The organism is Mycobacterium tuberculosis H37Rv (assembly GCF_000195955.2).
In the GTDB taxonomy this organism is placed as follows: domain Bacteria; phylum Actinomycetota; class Actinomycetes; order Mycobacteriales; family Mycobacteriaceae; genus Mycobacterium; species Mycobacterium tuberculosis.
Genome location: NC_000962.3, coordinates 4,299,685 through 4,320,043, shown reverse-complemented (window position 1 = coordinate 4,320,043; position 20,359 = coordinate 4,299,685). Strand labels below are relative to the sequence as shown.

Below are 20,359 nucleotides of genomic sequence, written 5' to 3'. Positions count from 1 at the left end.
TGATCAGCTGCTGCCGTGCCGTTGTGTTGTTGCTGCGGGGGCGGGTGGGGCGAAGCTGCTCGTTAGCCGTCGTCGGCCGGAGTCGCGATGGTCGAGATGCTGGGTGTGTGTGTAGTCGCGACGGATCTCGACGGGCATCGGATTGTGTTGCGCGACTCTGAAAAGACGCTGAAAATGAGAAACCGATAGACAACTCACGGTGGGCTTGTCGAAGACCATTCCTCGTTGCCGGTTCTCGTTGCCGCTCGTCGGGCGTCAAGGTCGGTTTTCCTCGCTACGCTGCGGGGACTCCACTGTGACTCCTTGCTCGCCGACAACAATGGGCGGCAAGGAGCCAGGAATGGAGACGATCGCCTCAAGTGACCGTTGCGTGTGCAACCGGATCCCCTGCCGACAGTGGTGTTCAGCGTGCCGGTTTCGAGTTCTGCATGGTGTCAGTGTGGGCGCGGTTGTGTGGGTGGGTCCTGGTGTCGACGTGGTAGTGGGCGTCGATCAGTTCTTTCGCGCCGCGGGCGGTGACAGGGTCGCCGTTGGTGTCGCGCAGCTGGTAGGGGCGGCCGGTGGTGATCGTCACCCGGGTGCGTTCGGCCAGCTTGCGGGCTACGGCGATGGTGGCCTGGGTGTGGCAATGCCTCTGGGTGGTCATCAGCCGGTGGTAGAACGCCGCCAGTTGCGGGTCGGTGCGCCGGCCAGCAAGCGGATGTCGGGCCAACGCCCCAGCACCGCTGTCGCGGTCGGTAACGACCCGGCGAACGCGGTCCACACATCGGGGAACGCCTACCGCGCCAACGACATCAACCGACGCCAGGACCGGTTCGCGTCAATCACTGCGCCGGCACGTCGGATCACCGATCGACGTAACGCCAACTGCGCGGGCGTCGGCAGTGTCAGCGGCGTCAGGTCGAACACCTCGCTGGCGCGGGTGAGAACCTCGGCGTCGATGACGTCGGACTTGCTCTTGCCCACGATCGCACCCCGCAGCCGGGCGCAATGCCGCGCGCCGGCCATGTGCATGGTGTCACCGGCATTCTCGACAGCGATCGTGAGCGGCAGCCACGTCATCGAGGTCGGTTCCACGGTGGCGTCGATATCGTCGTAACCGCTGAGCTTGTCGGTGAGGGTGCGCAGTCCGGCCAGCGTGGGTTCGACACTGAATCGAATCGACCTCGCACCGACATCATCGCGGATCGCGATGTGGTGACAGGCCGTGATCGCCGCGTCGATTCCGACCAGCGTCCGCCTGCTCCGTCCTGGATTCTCGGCAGTCACGGGTTAGCGTTGTTGTGCATGGAGGTTCTCCCCTTCATCGTCAATCATGTTGTGTTGATGAAGAGTTCACGTATTCCAGGGCCCACCCAGCCGACCGTCGTGCGTGAACTCGTTGCGGTGGGAGAACCTTCGTACACAGCACTGCCGGCCGGTCTCCCACATCATCCCCGACCACAACGCGGCGGGAGTTCACGCGCGGCTCCGGTGCTTGTCGATGATTCGATGCCTCACCCAGGTACACGTCGATGCTGCGCACTTCCGCAACCTGGCCACCAATTCCCTAAACCGGGTCAGTTCAGGAGACAAAGCTGGAGCAGACGATCTCTTTCACGGGCCCAGACACTCAGCCGAAAACGTCGAGCCCTCCAGCCTCTCCCGAGGCCACCGTACCTGACCACCACCCCGTCAAAGCGGCACTACAAGAGATACAAGCCACCAAAGTATGCTCACTCGGGGCCGCGCCTAGAAGATCAACCGGTCCAGTGCCTGCTTACTCTCTTCGCCTTTGACCGAAAACAGGTGCCGTAGGCCTTCTTTGAGTAGATGAGCGCGACAGCTTGGCATTCTGGTGTTCGGTGAGATCCTCCGGGTTCTTCCACAGCCCATCGCGGGCGCCGTTGCGCTTGCGTAGCCGCTGATGAGCTGGCCGCGCCGGGGCGTGCTTGGCGGGCCGGCGCCACTGGGGTTCGCTACGCGCCAACGCCCGCCCGCACAGATCACATTGACTGGGTGAGGCCAAACGGCGCCGAGCGTGAACTGAGGGCGAGATTCCGGCCGATTCTCCGCCCTCAGTTCACGTTGGGCGACGGGCGCCGACGAACGACGGTTTACGGCTGCGGATCGAAGACAACGGGGTGGTTGCCGCCAGCTGGCGCATTTGGCTATCAGGGTGGACCTTGACGGGCGCAAAGACGCCTCGGGCCGGCCGATCCAAGACAGCCCGGGGCGTCTCGTCGATGCCGGGATTCATGGCGCCGTCACCGTGGAGGCCGCCGAGCTCGCGCTCAAGGAATTTTGTCTGGGCGCATGCGTAGCCGGAATTCGTGCCATTCCTGGACTATCCGATCGAGCTGCGCAAGTTAATCAATAACCGCGGTCCTTTTGCCAGGCAAGGATTCGGCTATGAAGCTGATTTATCTTAGGCTGCGCAATATTTCGAGTGGGACGGGAGGTTATTCGAGTGCCGGAACGCAGAACAGGACGGTAGTGTTCAACACACTCACGAGTTGCCCTGTGCTAGAGCATGATTCATAATCAAGCCAACTCTGATCTACAGAATTTCTGGCTGGCTCCGTGGGGGTGCAACCAGCCTCGACGATTTCCTCACGACCGCGGTAATCCATGTCGCAGTTCTATGAAAGGCCACCCACAACAATTGCCGTGCTGTGACCACCGAAACGGCAGTGACACAAGGGGGGTTACCCAAATCCGAGAACCGGTTCTGACCAGGGCGTCCGGACCGACTCGGTGCCACCCGAGTGGCCGGGGACTCAAACCAAAGCGATGACGGCCAGAATCGCCAGTAACGCCAGAGCGATCAGGGCGGCCCGCAAAGCGGCAATGCCGTAGGCGTGGTTCCACTCCGGCGAGCCAGAGTTCGGCGGCGTTGTAGACCCTGGGCCGTACGAGTGTGTGGCCATCAGTCGCCTTTCACCTGCATGCTCACCTCACGACGGTGAGGTAAGTCACAACGAAGTGTCGTGCACGCGATAATAACTCCTGGTGAATGGTGGGGAAAAATTGGTACCTCGCAGCGCCACAAGACGTCCGGATACTGCGCCGGCAGCGCCGCGAAATGTGTGGTTTGACGATCGCAGGAGCAGGCCGGGCCCGGGCGGGCAGGCTGCTAGGTGCAGCCGGGGCAGATGTGGATGCTTAGTGCGACAATCCATTTCGCTCGGGTACCTGCCAGGCTGTCGATGAGAACGCATTGACGGGCGCTGTTATCCACAGTTGTGGGCCTGGCTGACGGATGGAGCCGGTGTTAACGCCATTCGTCGGATTCTTACCGCTGTGGATAAAGCTGTGGAAACTGTGGATAGTCGTAGGTAGCTGTGTCGTGCTGGACGTGCCGCGACCGGGCGCGCCCAATCCAGCGCGGAAGCCTGCCTCAACGCCTGTTGACGGCGCGGACAATGCCGTACCGGTGCGGGGCGGAGAAGTCACTAGGCTGGTCTGGTGATCCAAGTGTGCTCCCAGTGCGGAACTGGCTGGAACGTCCGTGAGCGGCAACGCGTGTGGTGTCCACGCTGTCGGGGGATGTTGCTGGCGCCGTTGGCGGATATGCCGGCCGAGGCGCGCTGGCGTACACCGGCGCGCCCGCAGGTGCCGACGGCCTCCGACACGCGGCGCACACCGCCGCGGCTTCCCCCAGGTTTTCGGTGGATAGCGGTGCGACCCGGGGCGGCACCGCCGCCACGGCACGGCCCACGGTTACGTGGGCCTACTCCCCGCTACGCCGGGATACCGCGGTGGGGGCTAACCGACCATGTCGACCAGGCTCCCGTGCCGGCCTCGGCGAAAGCAGGGCCATCGCCGGCGGCGGTGCGCACCACGCTGTTGGTGAGCCTGCTGGTGTTCAGCATCGCGGTCGTGGTGTTTGTGGTGCGGTATGTGTTGCTGGTCATCAACCGAAACACATTGTTGAACTCGGTGGTGGCCAGCGCCTCGGTCTGGCTGGGGGTTTTGGTCAGCTTGGCGGCGATTGCGGCGGCCGGCACTACCATTGTCCTGTTGGTCCGGTGGCTGGTCGCCCGTCGGGCCGCCGCGTTTATGCATCAAGGCTTGCCGGAGCGGCGTTCCGCCCGTGAGTTATGGGCCGGCTGCCTATTGCCGATGGTCAATCTGCTGTGGGCTCCGCTGTACGTCATCGAGTTGGCGCTGGTCGAGGACCGCTACACGCGGCTGCGCAGGCCGATCGTGGTGTGGTGGATCGTGTGGATCGTCAGCAACGCGATATCGATGTTCGCGTTCGCCACCAGCTGGGTCACCGACGCTCAGGGCATCGCCAACAACACCACCATGATGGTGCTGGCGTATCTGTGTGCGGCGGCCGCGGTGGCCGCTGCTGCGCGGGTCTTCGAGGGGTTCGAGCAAAAGCCGGTCGAACGCCCAGCGCATCGCTGGGTGGTGGTGAACACAGACGGGCGTTCCGCGCCGGCATCTTCTGTTGCGGTTGAGTTGGACGGGCAGGAACCGGCAGCATAGTGGACATGACATGGGCCGACGAGGTGCTCGCCGGACATCCCTTTGTGGTTGCTCACCGTGGTGCGTCGGCGGCTCGGCCGGAGCATACCCTTGCCGCCTACGACCTGGCGCTCAAAGAGGGCGCCGACGGCGTGGAATGTGATGTGCGGTTGACCCGGGACGGGCATCTGGTCTGTGTGCATGACCGCCGCCTGGACCGAACCTCGACGGGAGCCGGCTTGGTCAGCACGATGACGCTGGCCCAGCTACGCGAGCTGGAGTACGGCGCGTGGCACGACAGCTGGCGCCCCGACGGTTCGCACGGCGACACCAGTCTGCTGACCCTGGACGCGCTTGTTTCGCTGGTTTTGGACTGGCACCGGCCGGTGAAGATCTTCGTCGAGACCAAGCATCCCGTCCGATACGGCTCGCTGGTGGAAAACAAGCTGCTGGCGCTGCTACACCGGTTCGGTATTGCCGCACCCGCCTCCGCAGATCGATCCCGTGCGGTGGTGATGTCGTTTTCGGCCGCCGCGGTCTGGCGGATCCGGCGGGCTGCACCGCTGCTGCCGACGGTGTTGCTCGGCAAGACCCCCCGATACCTGACCAGCAGTGCGGCCACGGCGGTCGGGGCAACCGCCGTGGGACCCTCACTGCCTGCGTTAAAGGAATATCCGCAACTCGTTGACCGCTCGGCAGCTCAGGGCCGGGCGGTGTACTGCTGGAACGTCGATGAGTACGAGGACATCGACTTTTGCCGGGAGGTCGGGGTGGCCTGGATTGGTACTCACCACCCCGGCCGCACCAAGGCCTGGCTGGAAGACGGGCGGGCGAACGGGACCACTCGCTGATCCCCGCCAGGGATCTAGAGGCGGCCCCCGGCAGCGTGCGGGGCGCCTGATGCGGCCGGCGCCACATCCACTTCACGTGCGACGAAGTTCTCTAGCTCGAACAGGTTGGCCCCGGCCCGATCGGCAACCCGCACCAGGGTTGCCATCAAGGCCACCTCTTCGATCTGTTCCTGCAAGAACCACTGCATGAACTGCTCGCCGAGGAAATCGCCCTCGTCGCGGGCCACCGCTGTCAGCCGACCGACCTGGTCGGTGACTGTGCGTTCCTGATCGAGCGCCAGCGCCAGTGCCTCGCGGGGTCTGTCGAACTGGTTTCGCACCGTGTCTACGCCGGGAATTTCGACACGAAGGTCGCGGTCGAGCAGGTGTTGCACGAGCATCATTGCATGGTTTCGTTCCTCGACCGCTTGGCTGTAAAAATGCTTCGCCAACTGCGGCAGGTCTTCGCTGTCGAAATAAACCGCGATCGCGACATATTGTTGTGCCGCTGTGAATTCGTTATGAATCTGTTCCTGCATTAACGCGTGGAATTTTGTCTTAGGCCCTTCGTATTCTGTCATAAAATGCAGATTAACGCAGGTAAAGGGCGGTATGCAACGAAGGCAATACTTACTCAGGAAAGGCTTTCCTAGTTACCACAGGATGATAATAACCTCCTGGTTGAAGGCAGGTTTGCCTAAGTAAAGCAAGGCTATGTTGAGCCGCATTACTCTTGTCGCCCTAATTTCCGACACGGGTCATATTCGGCAGCGTGTCGTTAGGGCTGTGTTTCGAACGCGGCGGCTGGCACCGGCACGTCGGAGCCCTCTAGATCGGCCCGTGGTGTGGCCCGAGTCCGGACGTAGCCCAGCGCTGCACGTCCGTCAAGTGTTTGGCAGCCTGCCGGTAGATCGACGCCGGCCAACGGATCGAAGGCGTCGACGAGGTCGGCGAACTCGCTGAATCCGACCTCGGCATAGTGATCCAGGTGCAGGCCAGTAGCCAACTCGACCGTTTGGGTCAGCAGCCGCCCCCCGCCCAGCGCGAACGCGGCGTTGATTTTGTCCCGGCCGTGGCCAGGGATCGGTACATAAGAGTCACGCGGGATCGATATCAGTGTCGTCGGGTTGTCGGATGCCAACCCCGGACCTAGACAACGTACGTGGCTGAACCTTTGGATGCAGCCGGCCAACGCGGCCGAGCGGCGGCTGTGCCTGCTACCTGCGGGCGCGCAGCCCGTTGCGGAACGGGCAACCCATGAGCACCCGGATGGCCTGGCTTAGCCCGGTCATGTCGTCCACCGGCTTATGGAACGGCAGTCGGATGTCGCGGTCTCCGTCGCGAGCTTCAATGCGAAACCGGACGCCGTACCGATCGAGACCGAGGGGGCGGATCTGTCCGCGTCGTAGCGGTGCCGGCAGCCTGGATACCAGCCGCGCGACCACATCGTCATGGGCGGTGGCTAGGTGCCAGAGCAAGGTTGATTCGATTTCACAAAACGGATCGGGTCGGGCCGCGAGCAGGTCCGCCACGGTAACGGGTTCGGCGCCGGTGGCGTCGGTCACCACTACGGATTCGATCTCCAGCCGCTGCATGGTATACCGGGTCTCCGCCGCATCGGCCGGCCCGGGCCTCGGGGTCTCGACTTGTAGCAGGGCCGGATTCGGATTATCGGTGGCGATCAGGTCCAGGGTCTCAACCAGCTCTGCGGGCGGGATCTGGTGGAGGCAGCCGCGGATCCACACCAGCGAACGGACGGGTTCACGCACCGGCAGCGGCGCATAGTCAGTCAACTCCAGCAGCGCTTGCGAACCGGACACCTCGCCACGATCGACCGGAACCGCCACGGCGAAGGACCCGTCGTACAACAAATGGTGTATGGGCACGGGGACCGGATCCTCCCGCTCAACCACCAGCAAGGCGCCCCCGGCCCGCGCGCAGGCGCTGCGAATTCGCTCGGCAGTAGTCGGCGCGAGACTGGTGAGCGGCGGCATCCACGACCTCCTGTGTTTAGGTAAGCCTAAGTTAACTAATGCACGGTCTGGTCGCAAGAGTTGGCGGTCGGCTTTGCGTCGTTAGGGTTGTGAGCGTGGTGCGTATCGCTTACCTCGGTCCGGAAGGGACATTCACCGAGGCAGCCCTGGTCCGGATGGTGGCCGCCGGCCTAGTTCCCGAGACCGGGCCCGATGCACTGCAGCGGATGCCGGTCGAGAGCGCGCCCGCAGCACTGGCTGCGGTCCGCGACGGCGGTGCGGATTATGCGTGCGTGCCGATCGAGAACTCGATCGACGGTTCCGTGCTGCCTACTTTGGATAGCCTGGCCATCGGTGTGCGCCTGCAGGTGTTCGCCGAGACAACGCTGGACGTGACGTTCAGCATCGTGGTCAAACCCGGGCGCAACGCCGCGGACGTGCGGACCCTGGCGGCCTTTCCGGTGGCGGCTGCACAGGTGCGGCAGTGGTTGGCGGCCCATCTTCCCGCCGCCGACCTGCGGCCGGCTTATTCCAACGCGGACGCGGCCCGGCAGGTGGCTGACGGCTTGGTTGACGCCGCGGTGACCTCGCCGCTGGCGGCCGCTCGTTGGGGATTGGCGGCCCTGGCCGACGGTGTCGTTGACGAATCCAATGCCCGCACCCGCTTCGTCCTGGTTGGTCGGCCCGGGCCGCCTCCGGCGCGCACCGGAGCCGATCGCACGTCTGCAGTGCTGCGCATCGACAACCAGCCCGGTGCGCTGGTAGCTGCGCTGGCCGAGTTCGGCATCCGCGGCATCGATCTCACTCGGATTGAATCCCGGCCCACCCGTACCGAACTTGGCACCTATCTGTTCTTCGTGGATTGCGTCGGCCACATCGACGACGAGGCCGTCGCCGAGGCACTCAAGGCGGTGCACCGACGTTGTGCTGATGTGCGATACCTGGGGTCCTGGCCGACGGGGCCAGCGGCAGGGGCGCAGCCGCCCCTGGTAGACGAAGCATCACGCTGGTTAGCGCGGCTCCGCGCGGGCAAACCCGAGCAGACCCTGGTTCGCCCGGACGACCAGGGGGCGCAAGCATGAGCGGTCGTTTGGTGCTGCTGCGGCACGGCCAGTCCTATGGCAACGTCGAGCGCAGGTTGGATACCCTGCCGCCGGGAACGGCGCTGACACCGCTGGGTCGTGATCAGGCCAGGGCGTTCGCGCGCAGCGGTTGTCGCCGGCCGGCACTGCTCGCACACTCGGTGGCTATCCGGGCCTACCAGACGGCCGCGGTGGTCGCTGCCGAACTCGACATGGTGGCCCACGAGGTTGCCGGCATTCACGAGGTACAGGTAGGGGAGCTGGAAAACCGCAACGACGACGAGGCGGTCGCCGAGTTCAACGCCACCTACAGCCGCTGGCATCGCGGGGAGTTGGATGTGCCGCTGCCCGGTGGCGAGACCGCCAACGACGTCCTGGATCGTTATCTGCCGGTGCTCGCCGACCTGCGCATGCGTTACCTCGACGACGGTGACTGGGACGGCGACATCGTCGTCGTGAGCCACAGCGCGGCGATCCGGCTGGCCGCCGCGGTGCTTGCCGGGGTGGACGGCAACTTTGTGTTGGACAACCACTTGGAAAACGTCGAGTCGGTGGTGCTGGCCCCGATAACCGATGGGCGATGGAGTTGTGTGCAGTGGGGCCTCCGGAAGCCGCCGTTTTGTCCGGACCCCGCTGAAGCCGCAGCCAGCCCGGTCACACACGCGGTGACGTCAAGCACCGACCCGATGGGCTGATCTGAAGGACCCGGGCGCCGTGGCCGATTCAGTGCATTCGCAGCTGACGGCATTGCAGTCTAGGACGAAGATATGGGGTTGCAGCTCGGGGCTGACACAGTCCGGCTCGGTGCATTCCGGCCGTGCCAAGGGATGACGAATGACGGTGCCGTGGCAGTGATCCAAGCCCGCCCGGCAGTCGCGGCAGTCCGTGCTCATGGGCCGTTCATAGCATCGGGTGCCGACAAATCCGGGTTGCCGCGCCCGGGCGCTGGTTCGTCACGCCAGCCCAGTTGGTCCAAGCGCTCGTCGTCGATGCCGAAGTGATGGGCGACCTCATGGATCACCGTGATGGCGACCTGGTCGACGACCTCATCCTCAGAGTCGCAGGCGTCCAGCAGCGCCTCGCGGTAGATCGTGATGGCATCAGGCAGCGATCCGGCGTAGTCGGAGCCGCGCTCGGTTAACGCGACCCCTTCGTACTGGCCGAGCAGATTTTCGTGCTGGGGGTGGCGATTGGCGACTAACACGACGACGTTGTCCATGGCGTCCGCCAGTTCGGGCGGAATGAGGTCGAGTGCGTCGGACACCAGTTCGTCGAACCGCTGCGGGTCCATCCGTACTGTCACCCGGCTAGCCTGCCGGTGCGGGCTCGGCGGGGCCAGGCGGTGTGGCCTCTGGTGATTGGGTCGCCGGCGGCGCTCCGGCGTCTGGTGGCGGTGGCTGGGTCTCGGCCGGTGCTGCCGACGCTGGCGCATGCGATTCGGGTGGCCGGGTGGGCGTAACCACTGGCTGTTGGGCAGGGAGGTGCTGAGTGCCTGGTGGGGTACTTGGCAGCTGCTGAGCCGGGGGGGCGGGCCGAGGCGTTGGCAGCTGAAGCGGAATCGGCGGCAGGTTGAGCCGCTCCTCGGGAATGTCGGGTGGGGGTACCGGCGGCTGGCCGTTGATCAGCAGCGCCCCCTTAGCGCTGTTCACCAGGGTTGCCCACCCCCCGTTGCCCAGGGTCGCGCCGATACTGCATGCGACCACGCGGCTACCCGCCGACCAGCTGGGCAGCGTCAGCGTGGGGTAGATCAGCGTCAGGGTGGTGGTACGCAACTTGAGGGGTGCGAGGTAGGCGTCCGTCATCCGGGTGCACGCGTCCTTGATGAACCCGTCCTGCTCGGGTTCGCTCGGCAGCGCGTCGGGAAACCTCTCGGCCAGGTTGACCGTGCCGGATACCTCCATCGCGTGCGGTGCCGCGCAGTCCACCGGCACGTCGATCGGCTGGTTGGTGGTGGCATCGATGCCCAGGCAGGTACCGGCCGGCCAGACCTTGGACTGGTCGATGTCGGCGACCTTGCCCTTGAAGGCGAGCTGCTGGTTGTTCGGACCGGGCGACTGCAAGCCACAGAGCATGCGGCGCTCACCGGCCTGCCGCCACGCCCGGTCGCCGGGCCACAGCATGCTGATGGTGAACTTGCTGTTGGGATCGAACTTCGTGCCGAGGTAGCGGCGCACAGCAGCTTCGCACTGCTCCTCGCTGATCTGCTGAATGCGGGCGGGCGACGGGGGAGCAGCGTTTTGCCCGTACTCCATGCCGGGGAATGTCCGCATGTCAATGGACTCGGCGACTTCGAACCGGTGCTCGTCGGCACAGCTGACGATGGCGGCAGACTCCGGCGTGCCGTCCGGCCACATCAAGCAGTCACCACTGGCGACGCGGTTGAACGAAGCGTTGATCTTGGCGCCAGTGCTGGGCACCGGATTGCTGGCGATGTAGCCGGCCAGCCGCTCCGGCGCGCGGCCGACGGCGGGAATCGCGGTGACCAGCCCGGCAATCAGCAGGCCACCCAAAGCGGTGAGGAGTAGCGCTCGCCGGGTCGCCGACGCGCGCAGGGCGCGTGGCCACCGAGGCCCGGGCAGCGGCTGTTCCGCCTCCCCGTGCGGGGGGCTGGCCGGGTCGCCGGGATCGACGGGGTCCTGCTCGGGCGCGTCCAACATCCGCTCCATTCTGACAGGGTCGGCGGGGCCGCATGACCAATGTTGCAGTTGTCAGCTTGCGGGATCGCTTCATCGCGGGTGGATGGTCCTCTGCCGCCACCCTGACTGGGCGTCAAAAGTAGTCTTGCGGCCGTGATCGACCTGAAGCTGCTTCGTGAAAACCCCGACGCGGTACGCCGCTCACAACTCAGCCGCGGCGAGGACCCGGCGCTGGTAGATGCCCTGCTGACGGCCGACGCCGCCCGCCGGGCCGTGATCTCGACCGCCGATTCGTTACGGGCCGAGCAGAAAGCCGCCAGCAAAAGCGTGGGTGGCGCGTCTCCCGAAGAGCGCCCGCCGCTGCTGCGGCGCGCGAAGGAACTCGCCGAGCAGGTCAAAGCCGCTGAGGCCGACGAGGTCGAAGCGGAGGCGGCGTTCACCGCGGCGCACCTGGCGATCTCGAATGTCATCGTGGACGGGGTACCCGCCGGCGGGGAGGACGACTACGCGGTGCTCGACGTCGTCGGCGAGCCCAGCTACCTCGAGAACCCCAAGGACCACCTGGAGCTCGGCGAGTCGCTGGGCCTGATCGACATGCAGCGCGGCGCCAAGGTGTCGGGTTCACGGTTCTACTTCCTGACCGGTCGGGGTGCCCTACTGCAGCTTGGATTGCTGCAGCTGGCGCTGAAGCTAGCCGTCGACAACGGCTTTGTCCCTACGATCCCGCCGGTGCTGGTGCGCCCGGAAGTGATGGTAGGCACGGGATTTCTAGGCGCCCACGCCGAGGAGGTGTACCGGGTAGAGGGCGACGGCCTCTACCTTGTGGGCACCTCCGAGGTACCGCTGGCGGGGTATCACTCCGGCGAGATTCTGGACCTTTCCCGCGGGCCGCTGCGGTATGCGGGCTGGTCGTCGTGTTTCCGACGTGAGGCCGGCAGCCATGGCAAGGACACGCGCGGCATCATCCGGGTGCACCAGTTCGACAAAGTCGAGGGCTTCGTCTACTGCACACCGGCCGACGCGGAGCACGAACATGAGCGGCTGCTGGGCTGGCAGCGCCAGATGCTGGCACGCATCGAGGTGCCGTATCGGGTCATCGACGTGGCCGCGGGTGATCTCGGCTCGTCGGCCGCCCGCAAGTTCGACTGCGAGGCGTGGATTCCGACGCAGGGGGCCTATCGCGAGCTGACGTCGACGTCGAACTGCACCACCTTTCAGGCGCGCCGGTTGGCGACCCGCTACCGGGATGCCAGCGGCAAGCCGCAGATCGCGGCCACCCTCAACGGAACGCTGGCCACCACCCGGTGGCTGGTTGCGATCCTGGAGAACCACCAGCGGCCCGACGGCAGCGTTAGAGTCCCGGACGCACTGGTTCCGTTCGTGGGTGTCGAAGTGCTGGAGCCGGTCGCTTAGCGGCGATCGCGAGCGCGGCGGAGCCGGGTGAGGCGGGTCGCCGCCATTGGCTTAGCGGCTTGGCCGGGAGTGTGTCCGAAGGCTTGTCGGTAGGTGTCAATGAACGCGCTTGGTGTGGCCCAACCGCATTCGGACGCCACGGACGTGACGTCGTGGCGCTCGGCGAGCAACACGAGCGCATGTTGCAGGCGCAGCTGGGTGCGCCATTGCGGGAACGTCATACCCAGCTCGTCGCTGAACAGACGGCTCAGCGTGCGCTGGCTGACACCGATCCGGCCGCCGATCTGCTGCAGCGTCAAGGGCTGGGTCAGGTTGTCGGCGATCAACGCGCACGCGTGCCGCAACCGGCGATCGGTTGGTGAGGGAACCCACAGTGGCTCGCGGATGCTCGTTGTTGGCAGTTGATCCTGCAGTACGGCCAACATCCGGTGGTGCTCGTCGGTGTCGGTTCGGTCGGCCTGCGAACACGCGATGACGAGTTCGCGCATCAACGGATTGACCGCGAGCACCGTCGGGGTTGCCGGGCCGCCGCGATAGCGCTGCGGATCCAGCGCTACGCCGTGAAATTGCGTGTGGCCGTGGAACTTGTGTTGGTGCCAACAGCCCGCCGGTATCCAGATTGCCCGATTTACCGGCGTAATCCAGGTTCCCGCGTGAGTGGTGACCGAGACCGCCCCTGCGGACGGATAGACGATCTGGTGTGACGGATGGCGGTGGCGTTCGATCCGCGCTCCCGGCGGGAGCGTCAACGAGGTTGTGGCCAGCCTGTGGTGGCTGTTTTCCGACATATTAAGGCAGAATATCGGAAGACTGCCGGCCGGTGGCTAACTAGTGTTCTGGGCCATGGCCATGAATCTTCTACATCGGCGTCATTGCAGCTCGGCAGGCTGGGAAAAAGCGGTGGCCAATCAGCTCCTGCCCTGGGCGTTGCAGCACGTCGAACTCGGCCCCCGGACGCTGGAGATCGGCCCCGGTTATGGGGCGACACTGCAAGCGCTCCTTGGCCTGACCGCCTCGCTCACCGCCGTTGAAGTCGACAACTCGATGGTCGAGCGCCTGAACCGCCGCTACGGCCAGCGGGCGCGCATCATCCGCGGCGATGGCACCCAGACCGGGCTGCCCGATGATCACTTCACGTCCGTGGTGTGTTTCACGATGCTGCACCATGTTGCCAGCGCCCAACTGCAGGACCAGCTATTCGCTGAGGCGTACCGGGTGCTGCAACCAGGTGGCGTCTTTGCCGGCAGCGACGGTGTGCCGTCGCTGCCGTTTCGCCTAATACACATCGCCGACACCTACACTCCGATCGCCCCGGCGGACCTCCCCGGTCGGCTGCGAGCTGTGGGATTCACTGATATCCACGTCGATGTCGCGGGCGCTCGCCTGAGGTGGCGGGCCACCAAGCCAGTCGCCGCCTAGGCGCCGACCGTCGCACGGGAACGTTCGTGTCGGTGCTGACGTTCGATGGTGGCGAAGTAGAACGCGAACGCGAATGCAAAGCTGGTGAACAGGCTGCTCACGAAATACAGCCAGGGCCGCCGCAGACCACGTCGGTAGCCGTCGGTGGTGGAAAACAGCGGCAGCAGGATCACGTTGGCAATGGTGTAGTCCTGGCCGGCCGAACTGGCCGCCGGGTTGGTGAACATCAGCCGGACGTACTCCGCCCAGCTGCCGGGACCCCAGAGAGGGTTGGCGGCTCCGTGCGCGTACTGCTGCACAAAACGAATGTTGAAGTACCACCCCAGCGCGATCGAGGCAATACCGACGACGTAGTACACACACTCCGGCAGCGAGAACCACGATCCGCCGGCCGGCCTGGTGAAAACCTTCGGGTTCGACGAGACGATCCAGCCGATGACGACTACTCCCAGCGCAGCGTGAACAAGAAGCGACACCATGCGCGCAGTCTCGCCGTGGCCAACAGTTTTGTCAATGTTGACAGAACGAAAATTGACGATAGCTTGCAGTCATGGTCCGGCCCCCGCAGACGGCGCGCAGCGAACGCACTCGCGAGGCACTGCGCCAGGCCGCCCTGGTGCGATTTCTGGCCCAGGGCGTCGAGGCTACCTCAGCCGAGCAGATTGCGGAGGACGCCGGGGTGTCGCTGCGTACTTTCTATCGCCACTTCAGATCCAAGCACGATTTGCTGTTTGCCGACTACGACGCCGGACTGCACTGGTTTCGCGCGGCGCTGGATGCTAGACCGGCCGACGAATCGATCATCGATTCCGTGCAAGCGGCTATCTTCTCGTTTCCTTATGACGTTGACGCAGTGACGAAGATTGCGTCGTTGCGGCGCGGCGAGTTGGAGCCGAGCCGGATCGTCCGCCATATGCGCGAGGTGGAAGCCGACTTCGCCGATGCCATCCAGGCCCAATTGCGGCGACGTAACTGCGATATCGCGGGTGCACCCGATGCCCGATTGCACATCGCCGTCACCGCACGATGCGTCGCCGCGGCGGTGTTCGGCGCGATGGAAGCCTGGATGCTTGGGAGTGACCGGTCGCTCGGGGAGCTGGCGCGGGTCTGCCACGTCGCACTGGAGTCGCTGCGCGTCGGCATCTCCGACACCTGGACCACCCTCACAGTTTCGTCATAATTGACAAAACATCGAGCGCGTGCGAGCCTGCATTGCTGGAGACGCGTATGACTGGTTATGACGCGATAGTTATCGGCGCCGGGCACAACGGGCTGACCGCGGCAGTGCTGCTGCAGCGAGCCGGACTGCGGACCGCGTGTCTGGACGCTAAGCGCTACGCCGGCGGGATGGCCTCCACGGTGGAGCTGTTCGACGGGTACCGGTTCGAGATCGCCGGATCGGTGCAGTTCCCGACCTCCTCGGCGGTCAGCAGCGAGTTAGGCCTGGACAGCTTGCCGACGGTCGATCTGGAGGTGATGTCGGTAGCGTTGCGCGGTGTCGGGGACGATCCGGTGGTCCAATTCACCGACCCGACGAAGATGCTTACCCACCTCCATCGGGTGCACGGGGCAGACGCCGTCACCGGGATGGCGGGCCTGCTGGCGTGGAGCCAGGCGCCGACCCGGGCGCTGGGGCGTTTCGAAGCCGGAACTCTGCCCAAGAGCTTCGACGAGATGTATGCCTGTGCCACAAATGAATTCGAACGGTCAGCGATCGATGACATGCTGTTCGGATCGGTCACCGACGTGTTGGACCGCCATTTCCCGGACCGCGAGAAGCACGGCGCCCTGCGCGGGTCGATGACCGTGCTGGCCGTGAACACGCTCTATCGCGGGCCGGCCACACCGGGCAGCGCTGCCGCGCTCGCCTTCGGATTGGGTGTCCCGGAGGGCGACTTCGTGCGGTGGAAGAAATTGCGCGGTGGCATCGGCGCGCTTACCACCCATCTGTCGCAATTGCTGGAACGCACCGGCGGCGAGGTCCGGTTACGTTCCAAGGTGACCGAGATCGTGGTTGACAATAGTCGGTCGTCAGCCCGCGTGCGGGGCGTGCGCACCGCGGCGGGGGACACCTTGACCTCCCCGATCGTGGTCTCCGCCATAGCACCCGACGTCACCATCAACGAGCTGATCGATCCGGCAGTGTTGCCGTCGGAAATCCGCGATCGCTATTTGCGCATCGACCACCGCGGCAGCTATCTGCAGATGCATTTTGCGCTCGCGCAGCCACCGGCCTTCGCGGCGCCCTACCAGGCACTCAACGATCCGAGCATGCAGGCATCGATGGGCATTTTCTGTACACCGGAGCAGGTTCAGCAGCAGTGGGAGGATTGCCGGCGTGGGATCGTCCCGGCCGATCCGACCGTGGTGTTGCAGATCCCGTCGCTGCATGATCCCAGCCTGGCCCCGGCGGGTAAGCAGGCCGCGTCGGCGTTCGCAATGTGGTTCCCGATCGAGGGTGGCTCAAAATACGGAGGGTACGGCCGGGCAAAGGTCGAAATGGGGCAGAACGTGATCGACAAGATCACTAGGTTGGCACCGAACTTCAAAGGCAGCATTCTCCGGTACACCACCTTTACCCCCAAACACATGGGTGTGATGTTCGGTGCCCCGGGTGGGGACTACTGCCATGCCCTGCTGCACTCGGACCAGATCGGCCCCAACAGGCCTGGCCCGAAAGGCTTTATCGGCCAGCCGATCCCGATAGCCGGGTTGTACCTGGGCAGTGCCGGTTGTCACGGTGGGCCGGGAATCACGTTCATCCCTGGATATAACGCCGCCCGTCAGGCGCTGGCCGATCGTAGGGCTGCCAACTGTTGCGTTTTGAGTGGTCGGTAGTTGTCGGTGGTGTGCTGTAGGAACAGATGGATGAATTTGGCGGTGTGGGCGGAGCGCAACGGTGTTGCGTGGGTGATCGCGTATCGCTGGTTTCGAGCCGGGCTGTTGCCGGTTCCGGCGCAGCGAGTGGGTCGGCTCATTCTGGTGAACGATCCGGCAGTCGAGGAGTCTGGGCGCGGGCGGACGTTGGTGTACGCGCGGGTATCGTCAGCGGATCAGAGGTCCGATCTGGATCGGCGGGTCGCGCGGGTGACCGCGTGGGCCACATCGCAACATCTCTCTGTCGACAAGGTGGTGGCCGAGGGTGGTTGGGCGTTGAATGGACATCGCCGTAAGTTTTTTGCGCTGCTGGGTGATCCGGTGGTGACGCGGATCGTGGTGGAGCACCGGGATCGGTTCTGCTGGTTTGGCTCTGAGTACGTCGAGGCCGCTCTTGTCGCCCAGGGCCGGGAATTGGTGGTGGTCGACTTGGCTGAGGTTGATGACGACCTGGTGGGCGATATGACCGAGATCCTGACCTCGATGTGTGCTCGGCTCTATGGTGAACGCGCTGCACAGAACGGGGCCAAGCGTGCCCTTGCTGCTGCGGTCGGGGACGCGGAGGCAGCTTGATGGCCAGATTCGAGGTGCCAGAAGGCTGGTGTGTGCAGGCGTTCCGGTTCACGCTGGACCCAACCGAGGACCAGGCCCGCGCGCTGGCGCGGCATTTCGGCGCTCGCCGCAAGGCCTACAACTGGGCGGTCGCTACTTTGAAAGCCGATATCGAGGCGTGGCGCGTTACTGGTATCGGGACTGTCAAGCCGTCGCTGCGGGTGCTTCGTAAACGGTGGAACACCGTCAAGGACGAGGTGTGTGTCAACGCCGAGACCGGGGCGGTGTGGTGGCCGGAGTGCTCGAAAGAGGCTTACGCCGACGGCATTGGCGGCGCTGTCGATGCGTACTGGAACTGGCAGAACTCCCGATCCGGTAAACGTGAGGGCAAGACAATGGGCTTCCCCCGGTTCAAGAAGAAAGGCCGCGATCAGGACCGCGTGACATTCACGACCGGAGCGATGCGCGTCGAACCTGATCGCCGTCATCTCACACTTCCGGTCGTCGGGACCGTCCGTACGCACGAGAACACACGCCGGATTGAACGGCTCATCGCCACAGGCCGGGCGCGGGTGCTGGCAATCTCGGTGCGCCGTAACGGCACCCGGCTCGACGCCAGTGTGCGGGTCCTCGTGCAACGCCCGCAGCAGCCCAACGTGGCACAGCCCGGTTCACGGGTTGGCGTTGACGTCGGGGTGCGCCGGCTGGCCACGGTCGCCAACGAGGCGGGCGCAGTGCTCGAAGAAGTGCCCAATCCACGGCCACTCGACACGGCACTCAAAGAGCTACGGTACGCCAGCCGTGCGCGGTCGCGGTGCACGAAAGGCTCACGGCGCTACCGCGAGCGCACCACCGAGATTTCCCGGCTGCATCGCCGGGTCAACGATGTCCGCACTCATCACCTGCATGTCCTGACAACACGATTGGCTCAAACCCACGGCCACATCGTTGTTGAAGGTTTGGACGCTGCGGGGATGCTGCGGCAAAAGGGGCTTCCCGGCGCCCGCGCCCGCCGGCGCGGACTGTCGGACTCGGCCCTGGGCACTCCGCGCCGGCACTTGTCCTACAAGACGGGCTGGTACGGGTCGGCGCTGGTGGTCGCCGACCGCTGGTTCCCGTCGTTAAGCGTGGAGCCGACCGTAAGACCGGGCCTTGCCCGGCTGGTGGCTGTGAAGCGCGGAAGGGAGGCAGCCGCATGGCTGCCGAACAACCCCGAGACGGGGTGCAAGTCGCGTGACCACTAAAGATCGCTCGCTTGCAACGGCTTAGCGTCCAACCGGGTGAACTCGTTGTGTCGATACAGCTTCACACACTCGGCACGTCTGACCTTGCCGCTCGTGGTGATCGGAATCGAGCCGGGCGCCACCAGAACCAGATCCGACACGCTCAATCCATGCGAGGTGGATATCGCCGAGGTGACTTCACGCGTGACGAAGCTCAGCCTCTCTGTGTCCAAGTTGCCGCGGTTGTTGAGTTCGACGATGGCAACGAGCTTCTCCACGCCATTGCTCGGAACCGCTATCGCCGCACAGCGGCCCCGAGTGATCTCCTGGATCGTTGCCTCGATGTCGTCGGGAGAATGATTGCGGCCGTAAACAATCAACAGATCCTTTATTCTGCCGATGATGAAAAACTTGTCCTCAGACACGAAGCCCGAGTCGCCAGTTCGTAGCCAAGGCCCTACGGGTGTGCCGGCCGAGGGAGCGACCAGTGCTCCTCCGAAGGTGCGTTCAGTCTCGTCAGGCTTTTCCCAATAGCCGCCGGCGACATTGTCGCCGTGTACCCAGATCTCACCGATTGTTCCGGGTGGGCACTCGGTATTGGTGTTGGGATCGACGATCCGAACAATGGGTGATTGCGGCAGCGGGTAACTGACCAGAGCTGTGCCCGCCCCGGTTGCGCACGGCTTGGCCTGCCCAGCGGAAAGTTCGTGGGGTTCGAAGTAACGGATTTCTGGGGGTTGGCCGGCTTGGCTGGTCGCCACATACACCGTGGCTTCCGCGAGTCCGTACGCGGGCCGAATTGCGAATTCTCGAAGATTGAAACGGCTAAACCGGTCGACAAAGCGCTTGAGGGTCGCCGGATGCACCCTTTCACTGCCGCAGAGGATGGTTTTGATCCGTCCAAGGTCGAGCCCGGCCAAGTCGTCATCTATTGCTTTTGCTGCCGTCAGTTCGAAGGCGAAGTTCGGTGCCGCCGAAAACGCCTGGCCCTCGCGTGCCATCAATTGCAGCCACCGGGCTGGTCGCTGCAGAAACGCCACCGGGCTTGTGAGCACAGCGCCGCATCCTACGATAATCGGCGCACAAACTCCCAGAACCAAACCCATGTCATGATAGAACGGTAGCCACGACATAATGAAAAGGTCCAATGGCGGTACGGCTCCGGTGTCGGCGAAATAGGCGGAAATCATCTGCTGGAAATTTGCCAATATATTCTTGTAGGTAATCATTACACCGGCAGGTGTGCGGGTCGATCCCGACGTATACTGCAAATATGCGGTTGTTTGGAGAGAATCGTCCACAATATTAGATCGTATCGGCGAGTCCAGATCTAGTTGATCGACCGCAACCGTTGGCGGGCTGGCAATACCGGGCGGTGGCGTAACGCGCGGGACGACATCGCCCATTATCGCGGATGTTGTCAGAACGACATTGGGTTTCGCGTCACGCACTACCGCGTCAACACGTTCATCGCTGGCGCCGCCGAGCGGAGCCGAAAGTGGAACCGCAATAAGACCGGCCTGTAAAGCGCCCAGAAAAGCAACAATATAATCGAGTCCTTGTGGGGCCAATATCACTGCACGGTCACCAATTGCGGCATGGCGGCGGACTTCTGCTGCAACGTTTAGGGTTCGCCGATACACCTGCGACCACGTCAGGCTTTCACTTATGCCCTCCGAATCCCGTTCGTAATCGATGTAAGTGAATGCCGTGCCGTCCGGGTGCAGGTTGACGCACTGGCGCAACATCGAGGGGATGGAAAGCGAAACCATGAAGCGTCAGACTACCGGCCCGGCGTGGAAGATAGCGCGCGCTCAGGCCGCGAACTTCAGACTGCGGCAGACCGCGGGCTGCCCATGCCACGACAAACCGAAGTAGGGCCCAGTGCCCCAGTAGCAC

At 64.3% G+C, this 20,359-nt stretch carries 20 protein-coding genes, 1 other RNA gene and 2 other annotated features; of the genes, 10 read left to right on the top strand and 11 right to left on the bottom strand.

The genetic code is table 11. The features are described 5' to 3' along the window. Positions 1-403: 403 nt before the first annotated feature. The 3 genes from Rv3845 to MTS2975 all read right to left on the bottom strand — a co-directional run bounded on the left by Rv3845 (position 404) and on the right by MTS2975 (position 2,971). Positions 404-763: a hypothetical protein gene (locus Rv3845; RefSeq protein ID NP_218362.1), complete on the bottom strand. Its 360-nt coding sequence runs from the start codon at positions 761-763 to the stop codon at positions 404-406. 14 nt (positions 764-777) lie between these two features. Continuing rightward, entirely contained in the window at positions 778-1,269 is a 492-nt protein-coding gene (locus Rv3844) for a transposase (RefSeq protein ID NP_218361.1), read from the bottom strand. A 1,609-nt stretch (positions 1,270-2,878) separates the two neighbouring features. Then, a non-coding RNA gene (MTS2975, locus tag RVnc0040) (Putative small regulatory RNA) lies at positions 2,879-2,971 on the bottom strand. A gap of 476 nt (positions 2,972-3,447) precedes the next feature. Here MTS2975 and Rv3843c point away from each other — a divergent pair. Beyond that, entirely contained in the window at positions 3,448-4,476 is a 1,029-nt protein-coding gene (locus Rv3843c; protein ID NP_218360.1) for a transmembrane protein, read from the top strand. 5 nt (positions 4,477-4,481) lie between these two features. Next, on the top strand, positions 4,482-5,306 hold the full coding sequence (glpQ1, locus tag Rv3842c) for a glycerophosphoryl diester phosphodiesterase (protein NP_218359.1): 825 nt from the start codon (positions 4,482-4,484) through the stop codon (positions 5,304-5,306). Then, positions 5,153-5,246: a sequence feature (ncrMT3949, fragment of putative small regulatory RNA (See Pelly et al., 2012), cloned from M. tuberculosis CDC1551; supported by RNA-seq in H37Rv (unpublished data).; Fragment of putative small regulatory RNA), on the bottom strand. It overlaps the preceding gene by 94 nt. A gap of 14 nt (positions 5,307-5,320) precedes the next feature. Here the strand turns inward: glpQ1 and bfrB are convergent. The 3 genes from bfrB to Rv3839 form a co-directional block, all read right to left on the bottom strand. Beyond that, the gene (bfrB, locus tag Rv3841; protein ID NP_218358.1) at positions 5,321-5,866 is read right to left on the bottom strand and encodes a bacterioferritin BfrB; all 546 of its coding nucleotides are present in this window, start codon (positions 5,864-5,866) and stop codon (positions 5,321-5,323) included. A 197-nt stretch (positions 5,867-6,063) separates the two neighbouring features. Beyond that, the gene (locus Rv3840) at positions 6,064-6,477 is read right to left on the bottom strand and encodes a transcriptional regulator (protein NP_218357.1); all 414 of its coding nucleotides are present in this window, start codon (positions 6,475-6,477) and stop codon (positions 6,064-6,066) included. A gap of 25 nt (positions 6,478-6,502) precedes the next feature. After that, a complete protein-coding gene (locus Rv3839; protein NP_218356.1) occupies positions 6,503-7,279 on the bottom strand; it encodes a hypothetical protein in 777 nt (258 codons plus the stop codon). Between the two features lie 95 nt (positions 7,280-7,374). Here Rv3839 and pheA point away from each other — a divergent pair, with 95 nt between their 5' ends. Both pheA and Rv3837c read left to right on the top strand, forming a co-directional pair. After that, the gene (pheA, locus tag Rv3838c; protein NP_218355.1) at positions 7,375-8,340 is read left to right on the top strand and encodes a prephenate dehydratase; all 966 of its coding nucleotides are present in this window, start codon (positions 7,375-7,377) and stop codon (positions 8,338-8,340) included. Next, positions 8,337-9,035 (top strand): phosphoglycerate mutase, encoded by a 699-nt coding sequence (locus Rv3837c; protein ID NP_218354.1) that lies wholly within the window; start codon positions 8,337-8,339, stop codon positions 9,033-9,035. Before pheA ends, Rv3837c begins: the two co-directional genes overlap by 4 nt. Before the next feature lie 194 nt (positions 9,036-9,229). On the opposite strand, the gene Rv3836 is transcribed toward Rv3837c, so the two are convergent. Beyond that, positions 9,230-9,643, bottom strand: a complete 414-nt coding sequence (locus tag Rv3836; protein ID NP_218353.1) for a hypothetical protein — start codon at positions 9,641-9,643, stop codon at positions 9,230-9,232. Between the two features lie 4 nt (positions 9,644-9,647). Continuing rightward, positions 9,648-10,997 carry a hypothetical protein gene (locus Rv3835; RefSeq protein NP_218352.1) on the bottom strand — a complete coding sequence of 450 codons (1,350 nt, stop codon included), beginning with the start codon at positions 10,995-10,997 and terminating at the stop codon, positions 9,648-9,650. Positions 10,998-11,129: 132 nt separating this feature from the next. Between Rv3835 and serS the strand changes: the two genes are divergently transcribed. Further along, complete coding sequence (gene serS, locus Rv3834c) at positions 11,130-12,389, top strand: serine--tRNA ligase (protein ID NP_218351.1); 1,260 nt, start codon at positions 11,130-11,132, stop codon at positions 12,387-12,389. Here serS and Rv3833 read toward each other — a convergent pair. Continuing rightward, the gene (locus Rv3833) at positions 12,386-13,177 is read right to left on the bottom strand and encodes an AraC family transcriptional regulator (RefSeq protein ID NP_218350.1); all 792 of its coding nucleotides are present in this window, start codon (positions 13,175-13,177) and stop codon (positions 12,386-12,388) included. The genes serS and Rv3833 overlap by 4 nt on opposite strands. A 55-nt stretch (positions 13,178-13,232) precedes the next feature. Here Rv3833 and Rv3832c point away from each other — a divergent pair, with 55 nt between their 5' ends. Then, positions 13,233-13,808: a hypothetical protein gene (locus Rv3832c; RefSeq protein ID NP_218349.1), complete on the top strand. Its 576-nt coding sequence runs from the start codon at positions 13,233-13,235 to the stop codon at positions 13,806-13,808. Here the strand turns inward: Rv3832c and Rv3831 are convergent. Further along, positions 13,805-14,287 carry a hypothetical protein gene (locus Rv3831; protein NP_218348.1) on the bottom strand — a complete coding sequence of 161 codons (483 nt, stop codon included), beginning with the start codon at positions 14,285-14,287 and terminating at the stop codon, positions 13,805-13,807. The genes Rv3832c and Rv3831 overlap by 4 nt on opposite strands. Positions 14,288-14,358: 71 nt before the next feature. Here Rv3831 and Rv3830c point away from each other — a divergent pair, with 71 nt between their 5' ends. The 4 genes from Rv3830c to Rv3827c all read left to right on the top strand — a co-directional run bounded on the left by Rv3830c (position 14,359) and on the right by Rv3827c (position 18,481). Continuing rightward, positions 14,359-14,988, top strand: coding sequence for a TetR family transcriptional regulator (locus tag Rv3830c; RefSeq protein ID NP_218347.1), 630 nt, complete (start codon positions 14,359-14,361; stop codon positions 14,986-14,988). Between the two features lie 47 nt (positions 14,989-15,035). Further along, complete coding sequence (locus tag Rv3829c; protein NP_218346.1) at positions 15,036-16,646, top strand: dehydrogenase; 1,611 nt, start codon at positions 15,036-15,038, stop codon at positions 16,644-16,646. Beyond that, positions 16,629-18,501, top strand: a mobile genetic element (IS1537, len: 1873 nt. Insertion sequence IS1537.). Its footprint overlaps the gene before it by 18 nt. Then, on the top strand, positions 16,647-17,258 hold the full coding sequence (locus Rv3828c) for a resolvase (RefSeq protein ID NP_218345.1): 612 nt from the start codon (positions 16,647-16,649) through the stop codon (positions 17,256-17,258). Its footprint overlaps the feature before it by 612 nt. Continuing rightward, on the top strand, positions 17,255-18,481 hold the full coding sequence (locus tag Rv3827c; RefSeq protein ID NP_218344.1) for a transposase: 1,227 nt from the start codon (positions 17,255-17,257) through the stop codon (positions 18,479-18,481). (Lies within the feature at positions 16,629-18,501.) Before Rv3828c ends, Rv3827c begins: the two co-directional genes overlap by 4 nt. Here the strand turns inward: Rv3827c and fadD23 are convergent. Then, positions 18,478-20,232 (bottom strand): long-chain-fatty-acid--CoA ligase FadD23, encoded by a 1,755-nt coding sequence (gene fadD23 / locus Rv3826; RefSeq protein ID NP_218343.1) that lies wholly within the window; start codon positions 20,230-20,232, stop codon positions 18,478-18,480. The genes Rv3827c and fadD23 overlap by 4 nt on opposite strands. Between the last annotated feature and the right edge of the window lie 127 nt (positions 20,233-20,359).